The organism is Rhizobium leguminosarum, from assembly GCF_010668065.1.
Taxonomy (GTDB): domain Bacteria; phylum Pseudomonadota; class Alphaproteobacteria; order Rhizobiales; family Rhizobiaceae; genus Rhizobium; species Rhizobium leguminosarum_S.
Genome location: NZ_WUEN01000008.1, coordinates 220,508 through 241,107 on the forward strand (window position 1 = coordinate 220,508; position 20,600 = coordinate 241,107).

The 20,600-nt window shown below is 62.2% G+C and carries 23 protein-coding genes; 10 read left to right on the forward strand and 13 right to left on the reverse strand.

Annotated elements, in window-relative coordinates; genetic code table 11:
• The first annotated feature begins 21 nt into the window (after positions 1-21).
• The gene (locus GR198_RS22260; protein WP_025395982.1) at positions 22-828 is read left to right on the forward strand and encodes a phytanoyl-CoA dioxygenase family protein; all 807 of its coding nucleotides are present in this window, start codon (positions 22-24) and stop codon (positions 826-828) included.
• A 38-nt stretch (positions 829-866) separates the two neighbouring features.
• On the opposite strand, the gene GR198_RS22265 is transcribed toward GR198_RS22260, so the two are convergent.
• Positions 867-1,811 (reverse strand): GlxA family transcriptional regulator, encoded by a 945-nt coding sequence (locus tag GR198_RS22265; protein ID WP_029871918.1) that lies wholly within the window; start codon positions 1,809-1,811, stop codon positions 867-869.
• Between the two features lie 129 nt (positions 1,812-1,940).
• On the opposite strand from GR198_RS22265, the gene GR198_RS22270 reads away from it, so the two are divergent.
• Positions 1,941-2,738: an SDR family NAD(P)-dependent oxidoreductase gene (locus GR198_RS22270; protein WP_025395980.1), complete on the forward strand. Its 798-nt coding sequence runs from the start codon at positions 1,941-1,943 to the stop codon at positions 2,736-2,738.
• 67 nt (positions 2,739-2,805) lie between these two features.
• Here the strand turns inward: GR198_RS22270 and GR198_RS22275 are convergent, their stop codons facing one another.
• The 3 genes from GR198_RS22275 to GR198_RS22285 form a co-directional block, all read right to left on the reverse strand.
• Positions 2,806-3,780: a threonine ammonia-lyase gene (locus GR198_RS22275; RefSeq protein WP_003542841.1), complete on the reverse strand. Its 975-nt coding sequence runs from the start codon at positions 3,778-3,780 to the stop codon at positions 2,806-2,808.
• A 156-nt stretch (positions 3,781-3,936) separates the two neighbouring features.
• Entirely contained in the window at positions 3,937-5,673 is a 1,737-nt protein-coding gene (gene ggt, locus GR198_RS22280) for a gamma-glutamyltransferase (protein WP_025395979.1), read from the reverse strand.
• Positions 5,674-5,810: 137 nt separating this feature from the next.
• Positions 5,811-6,668, reverse strand: a complete 858-nt coding sequence (locus GR198_RS22285; protein WP_029871919.1) for a helix-turn-helix transcriptional regulator — start codon at positions 6,666-6,668, stop codon at positions 5,811-5,813.
• A 116-nt stretch (positions 6,669-6,784) separates the two neighbouring features.
• On the opposite strand from GR198_RS22285, the gene GR198_RS22290 reads away from it, so the two are divergent.
• Positions 6,785-7,501 (forward strand): SDR family oxidoreductase, encoded by a 717-nt coding sequence (locus GR198_RS22290; RefSeq protein WP_025395977.1) that lies wholly within the window; start codon positions 6,785-6,787, stop codon positions 7,499-7,501.
• Between the two features lie 50 nt (positions 7,502-7,551).
• On the opposite strand, the gene GR198_RS22295 is transcribed toward GR198_RS22290, so the two are convergent.
• The 6 genes from GR198_RS22295 to GR198_RS22320 all read right to left on the reverse strand — a co-directional run bounded on the left by GR198_RS22295 (position 7,552) and on the right by GR198_RS22320 (position 11,570).
• Entirely contained in the window at positions 7,552-8,628 is a 1,077-nt protein-coding gene (locus GR198_RS22295) for an alpha/beta fold hydrolase (RefSeq protein ID WP_029871920.1), read from the reverse strand.
• A 114-nt stretch (positions 8,629-8,742) separates the two neighbouring features.
• The gene (locus GR198_RS22300; RefSeq protein ID WP_003542836.1) at positions 8,743-9,378 is read right to left on the reverse strand and encodes a hypothetical protein; all 636 of its coding nucleotides are present in this window, start codon (positions 9,376-9,378) and stop codon (positions 8,743-8,745) included.
• 112 nt (positions 9,379-9,490) lie between these two features.
• Positions 9,491-9,616: a type B 50S ribosomal protein L36 gene (ykgO, locus tag GR198_RS22305; protein WP_003542835.1), complete on the reverse strand. Its 126-nt coding sequence runs from the start codon at positions 9,614-9,616 to the stop codon at positions 9,491-9,493.
• 164 nt (positions 9,617-9,780) lie between these two features.
• Positions 9,781-10,857, reverse strand: coding sequence for a 5-(carboxyamino)imidazole ribonucleotide synthase (locus GR198_RS22310; protein ID WP_029871921.1), 1,077 nt, complete (start codon positions 10,855-10,857; stop codon positions 9,781-9,783).
• Positions 10,854-11,348 carry a 5-(carboxyamino)imidazole ribonucleotide mutase gene (gene purE, locus GR198_RS22315; protein ID WP_025395974.1) on the reverse strand — a complete coding sequence of 165 codons (495 nt, stop codon included), beginning with the start codon at positions 11,346-11,348 and terminating at the stop codon, positions 10,854-10,856. Before purE ends, GR198_RS22310 begins: the two co-directional genes overlap by 4 nt.
• A gap of 18 nt (positions 11,349-11,366) precedes the next feature.
• Positions 11,367-11,570, reverse strand: a complete 204-nt coding sequence (locus GR198_RS22320) for a YdcH family protein (RefSeq protein WP_003542832.1) — start codon at positions 11,568-11,570, stop codon at positions 11,367-11,369.
• A gap of 228 nt (positions 11,571-11,798) precedes the next feature.
• Here GR198_RS22320 and GR198_RS22325 point away from each other — a divergent pair, with 228 nt between their 5' ends.
• Positions 11,799-11,972 carry a YdcH family protein gene (locus tag GR198_RS22325; protein WP_003542831.1) on the forward strand — a complete coding sequence of 58 codons (174 nt, stop codon included), beginning with the start codon at positions 11,799-11,801 and terminating at the stop codon, positions 11,970-11,972.
• A 206-nt stretch (positions 11,973-12,178) separates the two neighbouring features.
• On the opposite strand, the gene GR198_RS22330 is transcribed toward GR198_RS22325, so the two are convergent.
• Complete coding sequence (locus GR198_RS22330; RefSeq protein ID WP_003542830.1) at positions 12,179-12,439, reverse strand: ArsR/SmtB family transcription factor; 261 nt, start codon at positions 12,437-12,439, stop codon at positions 12,179-12,181.
• A gap of 96 nt (positions 12,440-12,535) precedes the next feature.
• Positions 12,536-13,300, reverse strand: coding sequence for a sulfite exporter TauE/SafE family protein (locus tag GR198_RS22335; RefSeq protein WP_164069591.1), 765 nt, complete (start codon positions 13,298-13,300; stop codon positions 12,536-12,538).
• A gap of 107 nt (positions 13,301-13,407) precedes the next feature.
• Between GR198_RS22335 and GR198_RS22340 the strand changes: the two genes are divergently transcribed.
• Together GR198_RS22340 and GR198_RS22345 are read left to right on the forward strand one after the other, a co-directional pair.
• On the forward strand, positions 13,408-14,061 hold the full coding sequence (locus GR198_RS22340; protein ID WP_029871923.1) for a thiamine phosphate synthase: 654 nt from the start codon (positions 13,408-13,410) through the stop codon (positions 14,059-14,061).
• 10 nt (positions 14,062-14,071) lie between these two features.
• Entirely contained in the window at positions 14,072-15,154 is a 1,083-nt protein-coding gene (locus GR198_RS22345) for a tetratricopeptide repeat protein (RefSeq protein WP_029871924.1), read from the forward strand.
• Between the two features lie 94 nt (positions 15,155-15,248).
• Here GR198_RS22345 and GR198_RS22350 read toward each other — a convergent pair whose 3' ends face one another.
• The gene (locus GR198_RS22350) at positions 15,249-16,991 is read right to left on the reverse strand and encodes a chemotaxis protein (protein WP_164069592.1); all 1,743 of its coding nucleotides are present in this window, start codon (positions 16,989-16,991) and stop codon (positions 15,249-15,251) included.
• A gap of 342 nt (positions 16,992-17,333) precedes the next feature.
• Here GR198_RS22350 and GR198_RS22355 point away from each other — a divergent pair, with 342 nt between their 5' ends.
• Genes GR198_RS22355 through GR198_RS22370 form a run of 4 tightly spaced genes read left to right on the forward strand, consistent with a single transcriptional unit; the run spans position 17,334 to position 20,585 of the window.
• Positions 17,334-17,663, forward strand: a complete 330-nt coding sequence (locus GR198_RS22355; protein ID WP_028742222.1) for an STAS domain-containing protein — start codon at positions 17,334-17,336, stop codon at positions 17,661-17,663.
• On the forward strand, positions 17,660-18,028 hold the full coding sequence (locus tag GR198_RS22360) for a response regulator (RefSeq protein WP_003542824.1): 369 nt from the start codon (positions 17,660-17,662) through the stop codon (positions 18,026-18,028). The genes GR198_RS22355 and GR198_RS22360 overlap by 4 nt, the downstream gene beginning before the upstream one ends.
• Positions 18,025-20,079: a chemotaxis protein CheA gene (locus tag GR198_RS22365; protein ID WP_029871926.1), complete on the forward strand. Its 2,055-nt coding sequence runs from the start codon at positions 18,025-18,027 to the stop codon at positions 20,077-20,079. The genes GR198_RS22360 and GR198_RS22365 overlap by 4 nt, the downstream gene beginning before the upstream one ends.
• Positions 20,076-20,585, forward strand: coding sequence for a chemotaxis protein CheW (locus GR198_RS22370; RefSeq protein WP_003542822.1), 510 nt, complete (start codon positions 20,076-20,078; stop codon positions 20,583-20,585). The genes GR198_RS22365 and GR198_RS22370 overlap by 4 nt, the downstream gene beginning before the upstream one ends.
• Positions 20,586-20,600 lie beyond the last annotated feature (15 nt).

Consider the following 20,600-nt stretch of genomic DNA (forward strand, 5'->3'; position numbering starts at 1 on the left):
TTGGCGATAGAGAGATATGTCATGACATCAGATGTTTATCCGGCGGCGCTGAGTGCTGCGCAGATCGAGCAATTCATCGAGGACGGTTTCGTCAGGATCGACGACGCTTTTCCCCGCGCATTGGCCAAGGAAGCTCGCGCCATCATGTGGCGCGACATTCCCTTCGATGCGGATGATCCAAAGACGTGGACGCAGCCAGTCGTGCGACTTGCCGGTTATGGCGGCGGACCATTCGAGAAAGCCGTCAATACGCCGGTGTTGCATTCGGCCTTCGACCAGCTCGTCGGCAAGGGGCGCTGGGAGCCACGCAGTGGGCTTGGCAGTTTCCCGGTCCGTTTTCCCCATCCCGATGATCCCGGCGATGCCGGTTGGCATGTCGACCTGAGCTTTCCCGGCGAGGATTCCAATCCGGATGAGCAACGGGACTTTTCCGCCTGGCGGGTGAACGTCACCTCGCGCGGGCGGGCGCTGCTGATGCTCTTCCTGTTCTCGGATGTCGGGGAGGAGGATGCGCCGACCCGTATCCGCGTCGGTTCGCACAAGGATATCGCCCGCCTTCTTGAGCCGGCCGGCGAGGGAGGGATGGCCCACCTCTGGCTGGAGCGTGTCGGGGAGGAGCGGCCGCTGGCATTGGCGACGGGACGGGCGGGCACGGTCTATCTGTGCCATCCGTTCCTCATCCATGCAGCGCAGATGCATCGCGGCAAGGAGCCGCGCTTCATGGCGCAGCCCGGCCTTGCGCCTTCCGAACCGCTTCGGCTCGAACGAGATGACGGCGCCTATTCGCCGGTCGAAATCGCAATCCGCCGGGCGCTTCAAGAGCGGTAACGAGGATAGAATACATCCGGTTCAAAAGGCTGGGTGCATCACATCTGCAGTTCCTGCAAGGCGGCGCGACGAATTGCCTGCGGCGGCTGACCGAAAGCGCGAAGGAAGGCGCGGCGCATGCGCTCGCGATCGGCAAAGCCGGTTTCGCGGGCAACAACATCGATCGGGTGGCGGCCCTGCTCCATCATCAGCCGGGCCGCTTCCAGCCTCAGGTTCTCGACGGCCTTCGCCGGCGATTGTCCGGTTTCGGCGCGGAAGGCGCGGCTGAACTGGCGGGGGCTGAGATGGGCGGCTTCCGCCAACTCCTCGACTGAGAGCGCCGATTTCAGATTGCTGCGGGCGTGGGCGAGCGCCTTTTGGATCCGGTCCGATTTTGGCTCCAGTTCCAGAAGGGCTGAGAATTGCGACTGGCCGCCGGCGCGGCGATGATAGACGACGAGCTTGCGGGAAACGGCGCGCGCCACCTCGAAACCATGATCCTTCTCGACCATCGCCAAAGCCAGGTCGAGACCGGCCGTCATGCCTGCCGAGGTCCAGATGGAACCGTCGATGATGAAGATCCGGTCCTCTTCCATCTTTATCTTGGGATAGCGGCTTTGCAGCTCGCGAGAGACATACCAGTGCGTCGTCGCGCGGCGGCCGTCGAGGATGCCGGCTTCGGCAAGAAAGAAGGCGCCGGTGCAGATCGACGCCAAGCGACGTGTGGCGGGCAGGGCGGCACGAATGAAGTCGGCTTCTGCGGCATTCGGCAGCCTGATATCGGGCGCGCCCGCCACGATCAGGGTGTCGAGGGCCGGGGTGCTGAAGGCCTCCGTCTCCATCATCATGCCAAGCGAGTTGGCAACCGCCCCGCCACTTTCGGAGAGGTAGCGGATCTCGTAAACCTTTTCCTCGAGTTCGAGATTGGCGAATTCGAAGGCGGAGACGGCCGCCAGGCTCATGATCTGAAAGCCGGGATAGAGCAGAAAGCCGATTTGCTGCATGATCGTCGCGTCCTGAAAAGAGGATGTCCTGAAAGGTGGTATATATGACATTCAGGACGCGCACAATCGGGCGTAAGACTCTCCTCAAGCGCAAGGCATTGGGCCGGCGCGCACGCAAGGAGACGGATCATGACACAGGACCATAAGGGTACGGCACTGGTGACCGGCGCATCCTCGGGCATCGGCGCAGTCTATGCCCACAGGCTGGCGAAGCAGGGCTACAATCTCATTCTCGTTGCCCGCAACGGCGAGCGGTTGAAGACGCTGGCAAGCCGGCTGACCGATGAGACCGGCCGGACGGTCGAGACTGTCGTTGCCGATCTCGGCAACCGGGCCGATCTCGGCCGCATCGAAGGGGTGTTGAAGGATGACCGGAGCATCACGCTTCTGGTCAACAATGCCGGTGTCGGTGGAACGGCGCCGCTGCTTTCCGCCGATGTCGAAAAGATGCAGGAGATGATCGAGCTCAACGTCACGGCGCTGACGCGGCTGACCTATGCCGCCGTGCCGGGTTTCGCTACACGCGGCGGCGGCACGATCATCAATATTGCGTCCATCGTAGCGATCGCGCCGGAGCTGCTGAACGGCGTTTACGGCGGTACGAAAGCCTTCGTGCTCGCCTTCAGCCAGTCGCTGAAGCACGAACTGGCGGAGAAGAACATTCGCGTGCAGGCCGTGCTGCCCGGCGCCACCGCCACGGAATTCTGGGACATCGCCGGCACGCCGGTCGAACATTTGCCGAATGAGATCGTGATGTCGGCAGAAAATATGGTCGATGCGTCGCTCGCAGGTCTTGAGCAGGGCGAATTTGCAACGATCCCCTCGCTTGAGGATGCAGGCCTGCTTGCCGCCTACGAGCAGGCGCGTCAGGCATTGATGCCGAACCTCTCACGCACCGCGCCGGCGAAACGCTACAAGGTCGCGTAATTATAAAAGATAGAAACCATCCGCGGCTGCTGCTGCGGATGGTCGACGGCGTTCACTTGCACGATGTTCAGCCGAAACGTTCCAAAGCCATGGCGAAGATATCGGCATCGACATTGCCGCCGGAGGTGACCACGACGACCGTGTCGCTTTCCAGGGCATCGCCATGGAAGAGGGCGGCGGCGAGCGCCACAGCGCCGCCGGGCTCGACGACGATCTTCAGCCGTGTGAAGGCGAGCGCCATGGCGCGCAGCGCCTCCTCGTCGGTGACGACGATGCCGGCGCCGGCGAGGCGCTTGAGGATCGGAAAGGTGATGTTGCCCGGCTGCGGCGTGACGATCGCATCGCAGATCGAGCCTGACACCGCCGCGTTGCGTTCGATCTTGCCGGAGGCGAGCGAGCGGGTGGTGTCGTCGAAATCCTTGGGCTCGCAGGGGCGCACGCGAAAGCCGGGGGCGCTGGCCTCGAGGGCGAGCGCAATGCCAGAGGTCAATCCGCCGCCGCCGCAGGGAACGAGGACCTCGGCTGACGTCACGCCTTCCTCTTCCGCCTGTTCGGAGATTTCGAGACCGGTCGTGCCCTGACCGGCGATGACCAGCGGTTCGTCGAAGGGCTTGATCAGCGTCAGGCCGCGCTCGGCCGAAAGTCTCGCGCCGATCTCGTCGCGATCCTCGTTGACGCGGTCGTAGAGCACGACTTCGGCGCCGAAGGCGCGGGTGTTGGCAATCTTCAGCTTCGGCGCATCGCTCGGCATGATGATGACGGAGGGGATATTGTGCAGCTTGGCCGCAAGCGCAACGCCCTGGGCGTGGTTGCCGGAGGAGAAGGCGATGACGCCCTTCGAGCGTACCGCAGCATCGAGGCCTGAGACGGCCGACCAGCCGCCGCGAAACTTGAACGAGCCGGAATGCTGCAGACATTCCGCTTTCACGAACAGACGCCGGCCGGCGATCTCATCGAGGAAAGGGGAGGAGAGAAGCGGCGTGCGCCTTGCATGACCGCGCAGACGGGCGCGAGCTGCGACAATCATTTCAATGCTGGCCATTCGGGAATCTTTCTGCTTGCGGGTTCGCCCATGCATAGGGCGCGGCAAGCCAATTGTGAACGGCGACTTTGTCACGGTGACATGAATGGTGCCACCGCTGCTTCTTCAGCCGCGTTGCGCTTCCGCCGACGGTTTGATCAGGCGATCCCCGAAGCGTCAGTAGCCGCTTGCAGACCCTTCTGCCGCGCGGCTGTCCATGGCGCCGTTGTAGCGGGCGCCGCCGCCTTTTGCGATGGCCGCAAGGCTTTTGCCGCCGACGAGGATGCCGGCGGCCTGGCCCCATTGTGGCGTGTCGTTGCCGCCGTCGAAGCTGTAGCCCATGGCTGCGAGCGTCTTTTCCGTATCCGGCGAAAGTGCATAGGGTTCGATAAAGACCTTGTCGGGCTGCCATTGGTGGTGGAGACGCGGGGCGTTGACCGCCTGACTGATATCCATGCCGAAATCGACGACATTGAGGATCGCTTCCAGCGTGATGGTGATGATGCGCGAGCCGCCGGGGCTGCCGATGACCATGAAGGGCTTGCCGTCTCGGGTGACGATCGTCGGGCTCATCGAGGAGAGCGGCGTCTTCTTCGGGGCGATGGCATTGGCCTCGCCCTGCACCAGTCCGTAGAGGTTCGGCACGCCGGGCTTGGAGGTGAAGTCGTCCATCTCGTTGTTGAGCAGGACACCGGTGCCGGGCGCTACGACCGCGGCACCGAAGGAGCCATTCAGCGTATAGGTGACCGCGACCGCATTGCCCTCGTCGTCGATGATCGAATAATGCGTGGTCTCGGTGCTTTCCTTGCCGCCGAGCGGCTTCAGGTTCGCCGAGGTACCGGCCTTGTAAGGGTCGATCTTGGCGGCGATCTCCAAAGCATACTTCTTGTCGAGCAGCTTTGTGACCGGGTTCTCGACGAAATCGGGATCGCCGAGTGCAGCATTGCGGTCGACATAGGCATAACGCATCGCCTCGACCATGATGTGCACGGTTTCGGCCGAGTTATAGCCGAGATAGGAAAGCGGGTATCCTTCCAGAACGTTGAGGATCTCGCAGATGATGACGCCGCCGGAAGACGGCGGCGGCGAAGAGATGATGTCGTAGCCGCGGTAATTGCACTCGATCGGCTTCAGTTCGCGCACGGCATATTGCTCGAAATCCTCCTTGGCGAGGATACCGCCCTTGGCCTGGCTCGCCTTGACGATCGCCTCGGCGGGCGCGGCCTTGTAGAAGGCGTCGGGACCTTTTTCGGAGATGCCTGCCAGGACTGCGGCAAGGTCCGGCTGCTGGAGTTTTTCGCCTGATGCATAGGGTTTACCATCAGGTTTCAGGAAGATCTTTGCCGTGGCTTCATCCTTGGCGAGGCGCTTGGCGTTGCCAGCGAAACTTGCGGCGTCGCCCTGTTCCAGCGTGAAACCTTCCTTGGCGAAGCGGAGCGCCGGTGCGATCAGTTCTTCGCGCGACTTGGTGCCGTATTTCTCGCGCGCGGTCTCGAAGCCCATGACGGAGCCCGGTACGCCGACGGCAAGATACCCGTCGAGGCTGGCGCGCGGCACGATATCGCCCTTGGCGTCGAGATACATGGTCTTCGTTGCGGCAAGTGGCGCGCGTTCGCGGAAATCGAGGAAGGTCTTGGTGCCATCCTTCAGGCGGATAGTCATGAAGCCGCCACCGCCGAGGTTGCCGGCCGCGGGATAGACCACCGCCAGTGCATAACCGACGGCGACCGCTGCATCGACGGCGTTGCCGCCGCCTTTCAGCACCTCGACGCCGACATCGGTCGCCAGATGCTGGGCAGTGACGACCATGCCGTGCTCGGCTTCGACGGGTGCAGGCGAGGCGGCGAAAGCCGAGGTCAGGCTCAGCGAGAATGCTGATATGACGGAGATCGTCCCGATATGCAGGCGGCCCATGATTTCCCCTCCTATGGACAATGATGGAAAAACATATGGGACTGCCTGGGCCTGTGGCAATGCAAGGGGTTGGCTTTAAATCATGTCGCGCAAAACTGTGCAGCGCTTTGCGACGATGACATGGGTAAAAACAAAACCTAAAGCGTCAGCAGTTCGGTGAGTTTCCGGGTGGTGTCGTCGTCATCGAGCGGCGTGTAGACGATGAGCTTCATCTCCGGCCGGCTGGTCAGTGTCAGGCCGGTATGTTCGAAGGACATGCGGCCCTTGACGGGATGGTTGATGCGCTTGATGCCGGACAGCGGACTGACGACCTCGTGGCGCTGCCACCAGTCACGAAACTCCGCGCTTGCCTGTTTCAGCAGCGCGATCAACCGCTCGAAATCCGGATCGCCGGCATAACGCGCACTGTCGGCGCGAAACATCGCCAGCGACACGCGGGCAACTGCCTCCCAGTCGACGAGCAGCTGGCGATGCGCCGGGTCGGCGAAGAGGCGATGCATTATATTGCGCTCGTCGCGGTCGAGCGTGTCGTAACCGCCGAACAGCACCTCGGCAGCGCGGTTCCAGGCGAGCACGTCCCACCGGCGGCCGAGCACATAGGCCGGTTGGTGGGTCAGGTTGGCAAGCATGCGCTGCAACGGCTCGTCGACACATTCGGGTGCGGACGAGACTGCCTGAGGCACTTGCCGATTGTTGAGGGTGAAGAGATGTCGGCGTTCGGCCTCGTCGAGGCGCAGCGCATCGGCAAGGGCGTTGAGCACCTGCATGGAGGGCCGGATGTCGCGCCCCTGTTCCAGCCAGGTGTACCAGGTGGTGCCGACGCCGGCGAGCATGGCGAGCTCCTCACGGCGGAGACCCGGCGTGCGCCGGCGAAACCCCTCCGGCAGGCCAACCTCGGAGGGCGTCAGCCGCTCGCGACGGGAGCGCAGAAAGGCTGCGAATTCACGGCGGCGGGCTTCGAATGTGTCGGGTCTCTGGTCCATGGCGGCAATCATATCAGTATCGATACCAGGATAAAACTGGAACTGTTTGCCGTTTCCGGGCCGCGCATGATTGACGTGTCGCAGGTGGTTGAAGCGCCTGCGGCTCGATCAATTCAAGGAGCAGCATCATGTCTTTGCAGCATGTGGTCGTCATCGGCGGTTCTTCCGGCATCGGCCTTGCCACGGCGAGATTACTTTTGAAACAGGGATATACGGTGACCATTGTGGGCCGCGACGGCGAAAAGCTTGCCGCGGCAACGGCATCGCTCGAGGGCGAGCTACGCAGCCTGGTGCTCGATGCAGCGGAGCTTTCCGGGATCGGGGAGGCTTTTGCCGGGATCGGCGCATTCGGTCATCTCGTGCTGGCGATGGGCAGCGGTCACGGCGCCGGACCCTTCGCGACGCTCGACATGGCGGATCTGCTTGCTGGGTTTCAGACCAAGCTCATTCCGCATGCCGCGGCAGCCCAGGCGGCACTGCCGCTGCTGCAGCCGGGCGGCAGCATCACCTTCGTTTCGGCGGTCAGCGCGCAGGCAGCGATGCCGGGCACGGCTGGACTTGCGGCCGTCAATGCCGGCATCGAGGCGATGGTGCCGGTGCTTGCCGCCGAGTTGAAGCCGCTACGTGTCAACGGCGTTTCACCTGGGGTCGTCGATACGCCGTGGTGGAATTTCCTGCCGCCCGAGCAGCGCGGCAGCGTCTTTGCGGATTTCGCCGGCCGCACGCCGGTCGGCCGTGTAGGCAGGCCGGAGGATATCGCGGAGGTGATTGCCTTCCTGATCGGAAACGGCTTCATGAGCGGCCATGTCGTCACTTGCGACGGCGGCATACGTCTCGGTGTCTGAGGCAGGTTTCCGGCGATGTTGAGGACAAAATTATGCAGCAGTTCAAAGTGCTACAGCGTGTTTTGTGCGTCGGAAAAGACGTGCGGCGCTGCAGGCTCTAACGACGGTGCGGCTGCGGCCCTCTGATCGCGAGAGGCGGCGGCAAGCCTCTCCTCGGCTCTGCGGGCAATTGCCTGCAGGTCGCGCGGCTTGCCGGCGAGCTTCTCTATGGCGGCGATGGCGACATCGGTTGCGAGGTAATCCGGCTTGTGGCCGACGCCGCGAACGGTGATGAGTTCGGAGCCTGATATATCGCGGGCAAGGCCGCGTGAATGCAGGTGTTCCCAGACAATCTCGTCGCGGTCGCCCGTTATGATGACGGTCGGTGCGGTGATCTGCGAATAGAGCAGCGACTGCTCCTTCACATAGGCGAGCAGTCTTTTGAAATCGGCAGCGTTGTTATGGAAAGCGTTGGGCCGCAGCACCAGCGACGGACCGGTTTTTTCGATGTAGTCGGCCGGGCGTGGATTGGGGCGGAAGATGTTCAGCGTGCCGCGCTCCAGTCGCCGGAGCCCGAGCGGCACGACGAACGCGTGGTTGAAGAGCCAGCCGATGATCGGCGCGGTCGCCACATGATAATACCAGTCGATACCACCAGGCCAGGGATGGGTGGCGGGCGCGAGGAAGAGCAGGCCGGCGGTCTTATCAGGATGGCGCAGGCCGAAGGCGGCGGTGATCGCGCCGCCGAAGGAATGGCCGACGATGATCGCCTTCCCGATGCCACGCTTCTCCATCAGCCTGGCGATTGCATCTGCCTGGCCGGAGGGGACGGCGTTCTCAGGGCCGCCGCGTTCGGAATAGCCATGACCGGGACGATCGACGAACAGCATTTCCGCCCGGCCTTCGAGTGCGGCGCGGAAGGCAACGACCTGGTCGAGCAGATTGCCGCTGGCGCCGTGAATGAAGACCAGCGCCGGCAGATCCGCATTTTCGGGACGCTCGACGTGGACGGCATTCATGCGGAAGCCGCCGACATCCGTCAGTTCGCCGATATTCGGATAGGCGTGTTCGAATTGCCGCGCCTTATAGGATGAGTAACCGATGGCGGCGGCGAGCGGGGCGAGAAGAGCGGAAACTTCTGCAAGCATGATTTCAACGAGCGATAATTGCGGGACGTCCTGTGAGCGGACAACCGCCACATCGTTCCCTCTCTATTCTAAAATTGTGCAGGGTGATCCGACGTCAAGGTCGCCGCCCGGGAATCAGGTGCGGTTGCCGGCAAGTTTTTCCGCAAGCGTGTTAGCCTGTTCCTGGGCGGTGCGTTCGGCGGGATAGATATCGAGAAAACGCTCCCACGCCTTCAAGGTCAGCTGGTCGTTGCCGGAATTGCTGAGGATCGCCGCCATGCCGGAGAGCGCACCGAAATGGCGCGGCTCGAGATCGAGCACACGCTCGATATCGGACATCGACTTGCGATAATTGCCCATGACGAAATTCAGCGTGGCGCGGCGGTTCCAGCTTTCGGCATAATCGGGCTTCAGCGCGATCGCCTCGTCGAGGAAATCGAGGGCGGCGGGGTTGCGCTTTTCCTCGATCGCCTTGTCGGCCCACTGCATCAGCAGATTGACGGTGGCACTGCCCGAATCGTTCCATTCCATGCGGATTTCATTGGCGATGCCGCTGGCCTTTTCGGGATCGCGTTCACGCTTCAGCTGGCTGAAGAGCTGGTCGAGGTGCTGCTTCGGCGAATTGTTGGCATCCGCCTGCTCGACGATAACCTCCTTTTTCGTGGCGGCGGCCGGCTGTTCCGCGGCGGCGGCCGGAAAGGAGGAGGTGAGCAGAATGAGGGCGAGCGGCAGCGCCGCTGATGTCAAAGCAAAAAAGCGCATGGCGGACATATTAGCCCGCCAGCGCCGAAGATCAAACAAATTTGACGTGATCACCGCAGCGACCCACCGGATATATCTGCCGGCGCAAGCTCACGCGGCAGGGCGATCCGGACGTGCGAAATCAGCCCTGACGAGCCTTGAAACGCGGGTTCAGCTTGTTGATGATGTACATGCGGCCCTTGCGGCGAACCAGACGGTTGTCACGGTGACGAGCCTTGAGCGACTTGAGCGAATTCTTGATCTTCATTTTTCTGATCCGCGATCTCTATGGGGGAATTCACATTCGCCCGTATCTTTAACAATCAAAAGCGCGCCATCGGGCGCGCTGTTTAGGTGGGGGAGCAGATACCCCGTCACCTTTTCCGTGTCAACCACATGAAGGTGTTTTTCCCAAGGCACAGGGGTGTTTTCTCAGGCCAAAACCGGCGATTTCGGCGTCAAGGTGGTGACATGGCCCATCTTGCGGCCGGGGCGCCACTCGGTCTTGCCATAGAGATGAACCAGCGTATCGGGGCGCCGCAGCCAGTCGGGAACGGCAAGGATATCGTCGCCGATCAGGTTCTGCATGACGCAGTCGGAATGGCGCTCGGCATTGCCGAGCGGCAGGCCGGCAACGGCGCGGATATGCTGCTCGAACTGGCTGACGACGCAGGCGGCTTCCGTCCAGTGACCGGAGTTGTGGACACGTGGCGCCATCTCGTTGGCGACCAGGCCGCCATCGGCAAGCACGAAGAATTCGATGCCGATGACGCCGACATAGTTCAATGCAGAAAGGATTTTCTCGGCCGATTGGCGCGCGGCGTCCGCCGCCGGCGCAGAGATCGCAGCGGGAACCGTCGAGGTGTGGAGAATGCCGTTGCGGTGGACATTCTCGGCGGGATCGAAGCAGACGACCGTCCCGTCGGTGGCGCGGGCGGCGATGATCGAGACCTCGCGCTCGAAGGCAACGAAGCTTTCGAGGATGAGCGGCACGCCGCCAAGTGCTGCATAGGCGCCATCCGGACTGTCGGCCGCCGAGCGGAAAACCTTCTGGCCCTTGCCGTCATAACCGAGACGGCGGGTCTTCAGCACGCCCTGGCCGCCCAAATCCTTCAGTGCCGTCTCGAGATCGGCCTGGCTGTCGATCGTGTGGAAGCGGGCGGTTGATATGCCGCAGCCATTGAGAAAGCGCTTTTCGACGAGGCGGTCCTGGGCTGCTTCCAGCGCCTTCGGCGGCGGATAGACGGACACACTCGCCGAGAGCGTTTCGGCGGCTACGACGGGCACGTTCTCGAATTCGTAGGTGACGACGTCGCAGATATCGGCGAGTTCGGCCAGCGCCGAGGGATCGTCATAGGCGGCGGTAATCTGCCGGTTGGCGAGCTGGGCGGCTGGGCAGTCTGCCTGCGGATCGAGGACGACCGTGCGAAAATTCAACCTGGCGGCGGCAATGGCCAGCATGCGGCCGAGCTGGCCGCCGCCGATAATGCCGATCGTTCGTGCCGTCATAGATCGTCCATCGGGTATTCGGCGACGGCAGCACTCTGGCGCGCGCGCCATTCGTCGAGCCGGTCGGCAATTTCTTCGTCGGAAAGGGCAAGCACGGCGGCGGCGAGAAGGGCGGCGTTGACCGCGCCGGCCTTGCCGATGGCGAGCGTACCGACAGGAATACCGGCCGGCATCTGCACGATGGAAAGGAGGCTGTCCTGGCCGGACAGGGCTTTCGACTGGACCGGCACGCCGAAGACCGGCAGCGGCGTCATCGCGGCGGTCATACCCGGCAGGTGGGCGGCGCCGCCGGCGCCGGCGATGATGACCTTGAAGCCCTCCGCGCGTGCGCCCTTGGCGAAATTGACCAGCCGGTCGACTGTGCGGTGCGCCGAAATGATGCGCGCGTCATAGGGAATTTCCAGCGCCTCCAGCGTGTCGGCGGCGTTTTTCATGGTCTCCCAGTCGGACTGGCTGCCCATGATGATGGCGACGGGTGGTCTGTCTGTCATCGTTGCTGCTATTCCCTCTCAGGCGATGATGTCAGGGATGATCTGATCTTCCAGCTTGGAGAGCCTGTCCTTGATAACGAGCTTCTTCTTTTTCATGCGCTGGATCCGCAGAGCGTCGCATCCGGTCTGGATCATGGCGTTGATCGCGGCGTCGAAATCCTCGTGCTCCTGGCGCAGGCGCGCCACTATGAGCCTGATTTCCGCCTGTTCCTGATCGGCCATATGCATTCCCCGTTATCGTCCTTGGACCTTGTCCGATCTGGCGATGATTTCCGCAAGCTCCTATCACCAAATACAGGTAACGGCTAGTTAGTCTTGATCATGAAATTGCCATCCAGTCTTCATCTTTTGGCCTTCGACAAGCCTTCAAAAATATGTCACAGTCCCGCCCGTTGACACCTTGATCCCCGACGATGTTGGCCGGGGAGGGTAAGAGGAAGGAAGGGTCATATGACTGTTCAAGCTCATCTTGAGTCACTCCAGAAAAAGCATGTCGCTCTCGAGGAGGAGTTGCACGCGCTCAGAACATCTCCCTCTATTTCGGATACGGAGCTTGCTGAATGCAAGCGCCGCAAGCTGCGCATCAAGGACGAGATTCAGCGTCTTAAGTCATCCGTCCACTAATCTTCCCAAGGGTCGCCGGGCGATCATCTTGCGCAACAAGGTAAATCCATCCATTCCGCCAAAAATTTGCAAGAACCGGTGATTTGACACCATATTTGCGCCAGTCCGATGCATCCGGCATCGTGGCTGGCGCTTTTGGGTCTGTCACGTCCCGCATCGCGTTCTTATGATTCGCATCGTATCCCCAGATCTTATGGGAACCTGCATCAGGCCCAGAACTGATCCAGCCACAAATTGAGCTTGTCGAAGCCGCGGTTATTGACCGTGTAGATGCGTTTGGTGCCTTCCGAGGTCACGGAAACGAGATTGCTGTCGAGAAGCGCCTTCAGGTGCTGTGAAACAGCTGGACGGCTGATCGGCAGGCCTTCGGCGAGCTCATTGACCGTCCGTGGCGCGCGACGCAATTCCTCCAGCAGAAACCGCCGGTTCGGATCGGCAATCGCAGAGAAAGGGTCGGTGTTCGACATGGCGGCAACGCTACGTCAAACCGGCCGCGCCAGCAAGGAAATTGTGCATTGCAGCGAATTGCAGCAATGCGAAGTGCAGCGGCGCTGTAGGGCCTCTTACCAGCCAAGGCCCTCGCGCACGATCAGGAAGGCGGCGATCAGCGCCATTGCATACATAAAGGGATAGAAGATCTGTGGCTTCATGCGGCGCACGCACCAGGCGCCGGCGATGGTGGCGAGCGGGGCGAAGGGCAGAAGCGTTGCGGAGGTCGCAAGGTTCTGGGTGCCGAGTTGACCGAGCGCAAAATAGGGGATCAGCTTGATGGCGTTGAGGATCGCGAAGAAGCGCACGCTGGTGCCGGTATATTCGCGTGGCTGCAATCTGAGCGGCAGGGCATAGATCTGGAAGGGCGCACCGCCGGCATGGGCGACGAAGCTGCCGTAACCGGAAAATGTGCCCCAGAGGTTGGCGGCCACCGGCCGCTGGCTGCGCGGCGGCACCACCCTGCCGGCGCCCGGGCCGAAATTGCTCCAGAAATAGCGCAGGCAGAAGAGGATGGTCACCGCGCCGATGACGATGCGCAGCATATTTCCCGGAACCAGCGCCGAGGTCGCCCAGCCCAGCGCAATGCCGATGACGGCGCCTGGCAGCATGATCTTCAGCGTCGCCCAGTCGCCATGCTTGCGCCAGATGACGAGCGAGATCATGTCCATGAAAACCAGGATCGGCAGCAGGATGGCCGCTGCCTCGACCGGCGAGACGACAAGGGCGAGGAAGGGCAAGCCGATCAGCGACAAAGCGTCGCCCATGCCGCCCTTTGCGAGGCCCACCAGCAGAACGGCGGGCACGGCGGCGTAGTAGAATGACAAATCCTGCGGCATGCTTTCGACGTCCTCCTCTTGCCAGCCTCGTCTAACGGAACTACTCACACAAAACGAGTGCGGATCCCTCATTTCGAAGGGGAATTCGCAGGAAACGGAAAGACCCCATGACCGAACCGGAAAACCGCTGCCGTCTTGTGCTCATCGTAGCCGATATCGCCGATGCCGATGAACAGGCAAAGATCGTCGCCGACGCGCTGAAGGGCGGCGATGTCGCTTCGGTGATCGTGCCGCAATACGGGCTCGACGACGGCACCTTCCAGAAACATGCCGAAAAGCTGGTGCCGTTGATCCAGGGCGCTGGCGCCGCCGCGCTGATTGCAGGCGACAGCCGTGTCGCAGGCCGGGCGAAGGCCGACGGCCTGCACCTTTCCGCCAATGCGGAGGCCCTTTCGGAGGCGATCGACAAACATGCGCCGAAGCTGATCGTCGGCGGCGGCAACGCGGCCGACCGGCACCATGCGCTGGAGATCGGCGAAGTCAGGCCGGACTATATCTTCTTCGGCAAGCTCGACGGCGACATCAAGCCGGAGGCGCATCCGAAGAACCTGGCGCTCGGCGAATGGTGGGCCTCGATGATCGAGATTCCCTGCATCGTCATGGGCGGCACCGATCCAGCCTCGGCGCTCGCCGTCGCCGAGACCGGAGCGGAGTTCGTGGCGATGCGGCTAGCGGTTTTCGGCGAGCCCGCCCGGGCGCCGGCCGTCGTTGCCGAGATCAATGCGTTGCTTGACGAAAAAGCGCCACGGTTTGAGGATTGAAATCGCGCTCATGCCGATCCCGCCCGCCCGTCTTTTGAAATATCTCCTCGCCGGTATGGCCGCCTTCCTTGCGGCCGGGCCGAATATTGCCTTGGCGCAGGCGCCGGACAGCGTCATCAGCCAGCCGGGCACGGGGCCGGCTTCGACCTTCCGCACCGACCGGCCTTCCAGCCCGGGCGTGCAACCCTCCGATGGTGTCGGCGTATTCGACCGCATGGGCGCGAAGCTGCCGGACCTGCCGCCGGAGAAGGATTATAAGGGGCCGATCGACGAGGCTTACGGCGCCTTCCAGCGCGGTTATTACCTGACGGCAATGGACAAGGCGCTGCCGCGCGCCCAGCTCGGCGATCCGGCGGCGCAGACGCTGATCGGCGAAATCCTCTCGCAGGGCCTCGGCGTCAAGAAGGACGTGACGAACGCCGCTTTCTGGTACGGCAAGGCGGCCGAAGGCGGCGATGCGGCGGCGATGTTCAAATATGCGCTGATCCTGATGGAAGGCGAGGGCGTGCCGCGTGACAAGGTCAAGGCCGACGACTACATGCACAAGGCGGCCGAGGCGGGCAATCCTTCGGCGGAATTCAACTGGGCACAGCTTCTCATCGCCGACAATCCCGGTGAGAAGGGACTGAGGCTGGCGCTGCCATTCTACGAGAAATCGGCCGAGCAGGGCATTGCCGATTCGCAATATGCCGTGGCGCAGATCTATGCGACGCTGAAGGACCTGCCGGAGGAAAAGAAGAAGCTCGCCCGCGAGTGGATGGTACGCGCGGCGCGCGCCGGCTTCGACACGGCCCAGCTCGATCTCGGCATCTGGCTCGTCAACGGCGTCGGCGGGCCGAAGGATTACGTCAAGGGCTTCGAATGGCTGAAACTTGCCGCCAATGGCGGCAATGTCGCCGCGCAGAACAAGCTCGCCCATCTCTATATCAATGCGATCGGCACGGCGCCCAATCCGATCGAGGCGGCGAAGTGGTACGTGCTGTCGCGCCGGGCCGGGCTCGCCGATCCGGCGCTCGAGGATTTCTACCTCGGCATCGAGGACACCCAGCAGAAGGCGGCGATCGACGCCGCCAACAAGTTCCGGCGGCGATAGCGGCCGTTTGTCGACCCGGCCGACGGGCTACTGCATAGTCCCCTACGGCGTCCTTTGCGCGTCTGAAAGACGCGCGGCGCTGTAGCGTTCCAACCTAAAAAAGCGCATCGGCGAAGAGGTCTTCATCGTTTTCGGCTTTGGCGGTTTCGGCGGGAGCGGAGGTGCTGTCCTCGCTTGCCAGAATGATGCCGCGATGAATGCTGCGCTCCTGGACCATCGTATAGTGTTTGAAGATCTTGCGGTCGAGCGGCGCGATCGTCTCGGCGAGATCGGAGATATCGGCGACATCGGTGCCGGCGACGCCTTCGAGCATATCGGCGCAGCCGGCAAGAACTTCGCCCAGATTATGCTGGAAATCGAGCTTGCCGATCAGCAGGCTGATCTTGGTGGCGACCTCGCGACCGTTCTCGGCGAGCACCTTCAGCTCGTTTTCCATCACGTTGGCTGCAGAGCGGATGTTGCCGACGGCCGAGGTCAGGCTTTCTCCGAGATTGCCGGCTCCGGCATCCGTGGCGGGGGCGACGCGCCCGGCCGCAGCTTCGAGCGCCGGCAGGCCGTTGACGATGGCGTCGGCGGAATCGTCGAGCTTGCCGGCGAAGATGCGCAGCTCGGCGGTGACGACGTTGATCGACCTGCCTTCCTCGCCGAGCCGGCTGCAGCGCAGGTTGGTATTCAAAGCCATATAGTGAATGTCGGTCTTGACGGCGCGGATGTTGCCGATTGCTTCGGAGAGCTTGGCGGCCGTACCGATCGTCGACTGGCTCACCTGGTCGGCCTGGCGGCTTGCCGTATCGACCTGCTTGACGATTTCATGGGCGGCCGAAACGCTGGATTCCAGCGCGCGCATGAAGTTGCCGCCGGCCTCGCCGCTCTGACCGCTCATCTGATCTCGTAGTTTGAGGATCTCCCGCATGTCGTGGTCGAAACTCGCGATCGTCTTGACGACGTTCTCGGAATCCCGCTGGAAATTTGCGCACATGTCGCTCATCTGCGCCGCCGTCAGATGGTGAATGACGTTTTGAAGGCGCTGGCGCGCGCCGGCGTCGAGTCTGGCGCCATCCTCGCCGGCAAAGAAATCTTCAAGCAGCGAAAAGGTGGCCTGCACATGCTCAATGCGCTGGCGGGTGATATCGCCGATCTGCAGGGCAGACAGGGTCGAGGCGACCTTGCCCTGGACGGCGCGGGCAATTGCGCCGACCTCGCGGGCGATGACGCCGAGATCCTTGCGGTGTCCGGCGATCTTGGCGGCATCATCGCGCAGGGCTCCGGCGACGGCCGGAACAGTATCGGCATAGCTTTTGGAAACACCGGCGCCAAAGGAGGCAGCGAGCTTGACCTCCTTGTCGAGACTGTCGAGGTGCGTGGCGAAACGGTTGACCTCATCGGTGCCCGAATAGATGCGCTCCAGGATCTCCTGGGCGAAGCCGGCGAATTCGGCAAGGCCGGCACCGGTAATCTTCACGGTCACCGCGAAGGTTCTGAGATAACGCATCGTCTCCTGCATGTCGGCGACGTGCTTGCGCAGCTCCCTGCCGGTATGCGCCAGCGAGACGAGCGCCTGCTGGCGGTTTTCCTCGGTGACGGGCAGCGCCATCAGGCTCTCCACCGTGGCGCGGAGATCGGCGCTGGTGTCGCTCGCCTCCTTGTTGTCGAGCGTCGTGGTGACACTCTCGAGCGAGTTCAACAGACGGTTGAGGACATCCATCACCGAGAGCAGCACGGTGCCGCCTTCGAGGAAACGTTCCTCGACCTGGCTACGAGCAGATTCCAGGGTCTGGCTGATGTCCCACCCTGACGTGTAGGCTACAGCGTTCGATGATACCAGAGCGTGTGCCACTTTTATACCTTTTCTTAAAATACAGGCAATTCGACTCTATTTTTACGGGCAGGATGGAAACGTCCGGTAAACGCGCCGGGACTCGCCAGCGTTGTGATTAACGAAAGATGTCGATGGGGTGCCGGTGAAAGTGTCACGGCGGCGCGGCGTAATTCAACATACTGTTTTTATTTTATTTATTTCTAAATTTTGAGGAAAAAATACAACTTATCCCGGATGAGAATTGGGAGTCGCGGAACGCGCTATACGGCAGTTTCCTACAACCGCTGTTTACTCTGCATTAACGCTGTCGTGAGAGTCCTTTTAGGGTCATCAAGTATTTTTCTGGCCCAGGAGGCTGCATTGGATACTCAGAAACAATATTACGAATCTATAAATTTGCCAGATGTCCTCAGTATTCGTAACGTGTCCGAACTATATTCAAAGTTTACTGATGAATTTCACAGCAATGATACAATCATCATCAGCATTCCCGAAGGCGCGGAAGCGGATCTGAGTTTCGTTCAACTCATCGAATCCTCGCGCCGCCAAGCAAAGGCCAAGGGAAAGACGTTCAAGCTTTCTTCGCCGGCCAGCGGCTCGGTCCTGAAGGTACTTGAGCGCGCAGGTTTCATCGAATCCTTCGATCATGAAGATGCAAAGTTCTGGTTGCATAAAGAGGTGACGTTATGACTGCAAATATCCTGACTGTCGACGATTCTGCCAGCATTCGTCTGACCACCAAGGTCACGCTGACCAATGCAGGCTATAGCGTCACTGAGGCGGTCAACGGGGCAGAGGGCCTCGCGACGGCCAAGGGCAGCAGCTTCGATCTGATCGTGACCGATCTCAACATGCCTGTCATGGACGGTCTGACGATGATCGAGGAACTGCGCAAGCTGCCGGCGCAAGCCGGCGTTCCGATTATCTTCCTGACGACGGAATCGGACGCCGATCTCAAGGCGCGTGCCAAGGCCGCCGGCGCAACCGGCTGGCTGACCAAGCCGTTCGACCCGGAAAGCCTGGTGAAGATCGTGAAGAAGGTTCTCGGACGATGAGTACGCTCGATCCGGTTGCCGTATTCCGCACCGAAGCCGCCGAATGCCTCGAAGCGATCGAGGCCGGTCTTCTCGACCTGACCCACCAGCTCGACAACAAGGATCTCGTCGACGCCGTGTTCCGCGGCCTCCACACGCTCAAGGGCTCCGGCGCGATGTTCGGTTTCGAGGCGCTTGCCGCCTTCACCCATCATTGCGAAACAGCCTTCGACCGTGTCCGCAAGGGCGAGGTCGCGGCGACCAGCGAACTCGTCGCCGCCGTTCTCGCCGCCCAGGACCATATGCGGGCCCTAGTCGACCAGCCGGACGCCGATCACGGCGATATCGGGCATAAACTTCTGACGCAGCTGCAGGCTGCCGTCGGCGGCAGGGAAGCGGCGCCAGCAGCAGCGCCGGCTGCTGTTTCCGTACCCGCAATCGCGCGCGACGCAGCGGCGAAGAAGAAGAACAGCTGGCGCATCCGCTTCAGCCTACCCGCCAATTCGATGGCCAACGGCACCAACCCGCTCGGCCTGCTGGACGAGCTGCGCGATCTCGGCGAATGCACCGTGCGCGCCAACACCTCGGCCATTCCGCCCCTCGACGCTCTGGCTCCGACGGAACTCCACATTTCCTGGGACGTGACGCTGACCAGCGAGCAGGACCGCTCGGCGATCGACGACGTCTTCATCTTCGTGCTCGATGACATGGAACTCAGCGTCGAGGAGATCAGCGGGCAGGCAGCGGCAACCGCCGCTCCGGTCGAGGAAAAGGCAGCACCTGCCTCTGTCGCGGTATCGGCGGCCGCCGTTTCACCGACCGCCGTCCCGGAGTTCCGTCCTGTCGAGGCGGTTCCGGCCAAGCGCGAGGCACCTGCCGCCGTCAGCCAGGCGAAGGCGGCCGAGAATGTCCGCGTTCCGGCCGAACGTCTCGACGAACTGATGGACCGCGTCGGCGAGCTCGTCATCGCGCAATCGCGCCTCAGCCAGCTCGCCAGCGCCAGCACCGATATCGCACTGCGCTCCGTCTCGGAAGAGATCGAACGTCTCTCCGGCGAATTGCGCGACACGATGATGGTGCTGCGCATGGTGCCGGTCGCAACCCTGTTCTCCCGCTTCCGCCGCCTCGTTCACGATCTCGCTCGCGAGACCGGCAAGGTGATCGAACTGGTGACGGAGGGCGAGAGCACCGAAGTCGACAAAACCGTCATCGAGCGTCTGGCCGATCCGCTGGTGCATCTGGTGCGCAACTCGATCGATCACGGCCTAGAAACGCCCGCCGACCGCCTTGCCTCCGGCAAGACCGAAGCCGGCACGGTGACGCTTTCGGCCCGCCAGGCCGGCGGCGAGGTGATCATCTCGATCAAGGACGACGGCCGCGGCATCAATCGCGAACGGGTTCGCGCCAAGGCGGAGTCCTCCGGCCTTATCCAGCCCGGTCAGCCGCTTTCCGACTCCGAGCTGCTGCAGCTGATCTTCGCCCCAGGCTTCTCAACGGCAGCCGCGATCACCAATCTGTCCGGCCGCGGGGTCGGCATGGATGTGGTGAAGAAGACCGTAGAGGCGCTCCGCGGCGCGATCGACATCGTCAGCGTGCCGGGACAGGGTTCGGAAGTGTCGCTGCGCATCCCGCTGACGCTCGCCATCATCGACGGCCTGCTGGTGCGCGTCGGTTCCGGCCGCTACGTCATCCCGCTCTCGGCGGTCGAGGAATGCCTCGAACTGTCGCTCGAGGAAGATCTTCGCTCGCGCGGCCGCAGCTTCATCTCGCTGCGCGACAGCCTGGTGCCGTTCCTGCGCCTGCGCGACCTCTTCCGCACCGGCACAAAACCCGACGTGCATCAGAAGGTCGTCGTTATCTCGACCGGCACGGAGCGTGTCGGCCTCGTCGTCGACCAGATCATCGGCGACCACCAGACGGTCATCAAGTCGATGTCGAAACTGCACAATAACGTCGCGACCTTCTCGGGCGCCACCATTCTCGGCGACGGCAGCGTCGCTCTCATTCTCGACGTCGGGCACCTGGTTGCCGCGGGTCAGCAACAGGAGGCGCAATTGCGTGTAGCAGGATGAGTGCAACAGCAGCAGCCGAACGATTTGACAATCACTGGAACTATGCCGAGGAAGTCGAAGTCCTGACCTTCGATCTCAACGGCGAAACCTTCGCGCTGGAAGCGGTCATCGTCCAGGAAATCCTGGACCTGCTTCCCGAGACAGCGGTGCCGGGCAGCCAGCCCTTCGTCGCCAGCGTCATCAACTTTCGCGGCAAGGTCATTCCGCTCGCCGATCTGCGTCTCGCCTTTGGAATGGAAGCGGCGGAGGCGACGATCGACAGCCGCATCATCGTCATCGAGATCGATCTGCAGGGCGAGCAGACGCTCGTCGGCCTCAGGACCGACAAGGTGAATGAGGTAACGACGCTTGCAAAGTCCGCGAGCGAGGCCCCGCCGAGTGTCGGCATGCGCTGGCGCGCCGATTACATCAACTGCCTGGTGAAGAGGGGCGGAGAGTTCATCATTCTCCCCAATCTGCAGGCGATTTTTTCATCGAGGCGCGATGCGGCGGGAGCCGCTAATTGACGCTGAATGAATTCA

What these genes read in the sequence shown, in the direction of transcription:
- GR198_RS22260 (WP_025395982.1), top strand. Translation starts at nt 22, where the DNA reads ATGACATCAGATGTTTATCCGGCGGCGCTGAGTGCTGCGCAGATCGAG.
- GR198_RS22265 (WP_029871918.1), bottom strand. Translation starts at nt 1,811, where the DNA reads ATGCAGCAAATCGGCTTTCTGCTCTATCCCGGCTTTCAGATCATGAGC.
- GR198_RS22270 (WP_025395980.1), top strand. Translation starts at nt 1,941, where the DNA reads ATGACACAGGACCATAAGGGTACGGCACTGGTGACCGGCGCATCCTCG.
- GR198_RS22275 (WP_003542841.1), bottom strand. Translation starts at nt 3,780, where the DNA reads ATGGCCAGCATTGAAATGATTGTCGCAGCTCGCGCCCGTCTGCGCGGT.
- ggt (WP_025395979.1), bottom strand. Translation starts at nt 5,673, where the DNA reads ATGGGCCGCCTGCATATCGGGACGATCTCCGTCATATCAGCATTCTCG.
- GR198_RS22285 (WP_029871919.1), bottom strand. Translation starts at nt 6,668, where the DNA reads ATGATTGCCGCCATGGACCAGAGACCCGACACATTCGAAGCCCGCCGC.
- GR198_RS22290 (WP_025395977.1), top strand. Translation starts at nt 6,785, where the DNA reads ATGTCTTTGCAGCATGTGGTCGTCATCGGCGGTTCTTCCGGCATCGGC.
- GR198_RS22295 (WP_029871920.1), bottom strand. Translation starts at nt 8,628, where the DNA reads ATGCTTGCAGAAGTTTCCGCTCTTCTCGCCCCGCTCGCCGCCGCCATC.
- GR198_RS22300 (WP_003542836.1), bottom strand. Translation starts at nt 9,378, where the DNA reads ATGTCCGCCATGCGCTTTTTTGCTTTGACATCAGCGGCGCTGCCGCTC.
- ykgO (WP_003542835.1), bottom strand. Translation starts at nt 9,616, where the DNA reads ATGAAGATCAAGAATTCGCTCAAGTCGCTCAAGGCTCGTCACCGTGAC.
- GR198_RS22310 (WP_029871921.1), bottom strand. Translation starts at nt 10,857, where the DNA reads ATGACGGCACGAACGATCGGCATTATCGGCGGCGGCCAGCTCGGCCGC.
- purE (WP_025395974.1), bottom strand. Translation starts at nt 11,348, where the DNA reads ATGACAGACAGACCACCCGTCGCCATCATCATGGGCAGCCAGTCCGAC.
- GR198_RS22320 (WP_003542832.1), bottom strand. Translation starts at nt 11,570, where the DNA reads ATGGCCGATCAGGAACAGGCGGAAATCAGGCTCATAGTGGCGCGCCTG.
- GR198_RS22325 (WP_003542831.1), top strand. Translation starts at nt 11,799, where the DNA reads ATGACTGTTCAAGCTCATCTTGAGTCACTCCAGAAAAAGCATGTCGCT.
- GR198_RS22330 (WP_003542830.1), bottom strand. Translation starts at nt 12,439, where the DNA reads ATGTCGAACACCGACCCTTTCTCTGCGATTGCCGATCCGAACCGGCGG.
- GR198_RS22335 (WP_164069591.1), bottom strand. Translation starts at nt 13,300, where the DNA reads ATGCCGCAGGATTTGTCATTCTACTACGCCGCCGTGCCCGCCGTTCTG.
- GR198_RS22340 (WP_029871923.1), top strand. Translation starts at nt 13,408, where the DNA reads ATGACCGAACCGGAAAACCGCTGCCGTCTTGTGCTCATCGTAGCCGAT.
- GR198_RS22345 (WP_029871924.1), top strand. Translation starts at nt 14,072, where the DNA reads ATGCCGATCCCGCCCGCCCGTCTTTTGAAATATCTCCTCGCCGGTATG.
- GR198_RS22360 (WP_003542824.1), top strand. Translation starts at nt 17,660, where the DNA reads ATGACTGCAAATATCCTGACTGTCGACGATTCTGCCAGCATTCGTCTG.
- GR198_RS22365 (WP_029871926.1), top strand. Translation starts at nt 18,025, where the DNA reads ATGAGTACGCTCGATCCGGTTGCCGTATTCCGCACCGAAGCCGCCGAA.
- GR198_RS22370 (WP_003542822.1), top strand. Translation starts at nt 20,076, where the DNA reads ATGAGTGCAACAGCAGCAGCCGAACGATTTGACAATCACTGGAACTAT.